Origin of the sequence: Undibacterium sp. SXout20W (genome assembly GCF_049340285.1) — a bacterium.
Lineage (GTDB): Bacteria > Pseudomonadota > Gammaproteobacteria > Burkholderiales > Burkholderiaceae_D > Undibacterium.
In genome coordinates, this window is record NZ_JBMPPH010000089.1 from 1 (window position 1) to 2,384 (window position 2,384).

The 2,384-nt window shown below is 46.9% G+C and carries 1 protein-coding gene; it reads left to right on the plus strand.

The window, feature by feature from the left end:
• On the plus strand, positions 1-2,320 hold a 2,320-nt coding region (locus ACO0K1_RS19965), incomplete at its 5' end, for a TonB-dependent receptor (RefSeq protein ID WP_423028931.1).
• Positions 2,321-2,384 lie beyond the last annotated feature (64 nt).

The window sequence follows — 2,384 nt, forward strand, 5'->3', positions numbered from 1 at the left end:
TCGCTCCGGCGATTTTTTATTTGTTGTTGCAGCTATTACATTTTCATCTATTTCAACCCCAGGATTATTTATGTCTAACGCAATTCCATTTCCTAAGCGCTATTTAAGCCACGCACTGTCCGTTTCTTTGTTATCGCTCGCTGTTCCTCATGCAGCCTTTGCGCAAGAATCCGTTAATCTCGGTGCCGTTGGTGCACAAACTGGCGCGGGTCAGATCGTTGAAGTGACGGCTAAACGTGACTCGGTGGCTGCGGTAGCACCAACGCAAGCCAATTTGACTGCGACACAACCTCAATCTGTAATTTCTCGCGCTTTTATTGAACAATCCGTCGCACCAACAGGTAATTTCAATACGATCGCTGGTATTTCACCTGGCGCCTCAACACAGCCATCTTCAAATGGCCCAGGTGCCGCGGATACTAAAACGGTATTGCGCGGATTTCAGGACTCGCAATATAACGTGACCTGGGATGGCATTCCATTTGGCGACACCAATGATCCAACCCACCATTCAACCGCGTATTTCCCAGCGGCCGTCATCGGCGGTGTGGTTGTAGAACGTGGTCCTGGTAACGCAAGTAATCTGGGTCAGGCAACTTACGGTGGTAGTATCAACTTATTCTCCAAGACACCTGCTGCAAAAATGGGAACGGAAGTCTATTTCTCGCACGGTACCTGGAATACGAATTTGTTTGGCGTCGCTTTTGAGAGCGGCAAGTTTGGTACGAATGACTCGACCTTGCAATTGAACGTTCAAGAAATCAAGAGTGACGGTTACCTGACATACAACACCATGGATGGCGCGAATTTTGTTGCCAAGTACCAGCAAAAACTGGGCAGCAATACCCGCCTGACTGTCTTTGCTACTTATAACGACATCAAAACAGCGTTGCCAGATTCCACTTCTGGCGCCACATTGGCACAAGCAGCTCTGTTTGGTAAAAATTACAGCTTGAATAATGACCCGACCAGCCAAGGTTATTATGGCTACAACACTGTCCACAAAAAAACGGATTTTGAATACCTCAGATTGCAAACAAACTGGGGCGATGGATTTCAAACGGACAACAATCTCTATACCTATTTTTACGACAATAAAACCATTGCAGGCTTTGACGCGAGTGGTTACTTAGGAAATGGCGTTATCGCAGCTGGTGCTGGCACCAATGCCAGTTCATATAGCGGCGCGAAGGTGCCTGTCGGCGGTGTTTTAGGTTACGACAAATTGAATCACTATCGTGTTAATGGCGACATTTTCAAAGCAACGAAAGAATTTTCTGCTGGTTTGTTGCGTACAGGTATCTGGCTGGAACAATCTGACACATCTCGTCATCAGTATGGTTTAGATCTGACAACGATGACCTTGTTAGATCCTACATTGGCGGGTAAGGGCACGAAGTTCAATCAAGATTCCAGCTGGAAGCAATACCAGCCTTTCGTTGAATTTGAATGGGCTGCTACTGAAAGCACAACAGTGACGCCAGGCTTTAAATACATGCACTTTACACGCAGCGTCAATGCGATTAAGAATCAGGGTTCAAGTGTGCCAGCAAGCTTCTCGGAAACCTTTTCCGCTGAACTGCCGTACCTGACTGTGAATCAAATGCTAGGCAAAAATGACTCACTGTATGCACAGTACGCCAAAGGCATGCAAGTACCGGTATTGGGAACGGCGCTGCAAGTGGTGACGCCGTCCAATACGCCTGATCCTCAAACGACGACCAACTATCAATTCGGTGGTGTTCATAAATCTGATCGCTTCCAGATTGCTGGCGATATTTACTATATCGACTTCAATAACCAGATTGGTTCGAGTGTCGTTGCAGGACAAACTGTCTTCGTTAATCAAGGCGGCACGGTGTATAAAGGCTTTGAAGCTGAGGGTACATACCTTTTTGATGGTGGCTGGGCAGTGTATGCCAATTACTCTCAAAACAGCGCGAAATTCAAAAGCAACAACACCGCTGGTGTAGGTACCATTGCCAAAGCACCAAAAACGACCGCTGCATTAGGTTTGCTGTTTAATCAAGGTCCGTGGAACGCGTCTCTGATCTATAAACAAGTCGGTGAGCAATACGCGGTCAATAATGAGCCTGCAGCCTACAAAATTGATGCGTATGGCAACACAGATCTGAACGTATCTTATACCTTCGGCAATATTGGAACTATGCTCAAAAAGATGAAGGTACAAGTCAGCGCGTACAACATCACCAATAGCCAAAAGGTGACGTCGATCTCTACGGGGGCGACAACAGCATTGGATCAATACCAATGGCAGGCACCTCGCAGCTACATGCTCTCGCTCAAAGCTTACTTTTAATTGATGCCTGAGTTCTGCTACCGTTAAGGTCTGGGGTAGTGCCGGGTGTTTTTGACGGTACTAC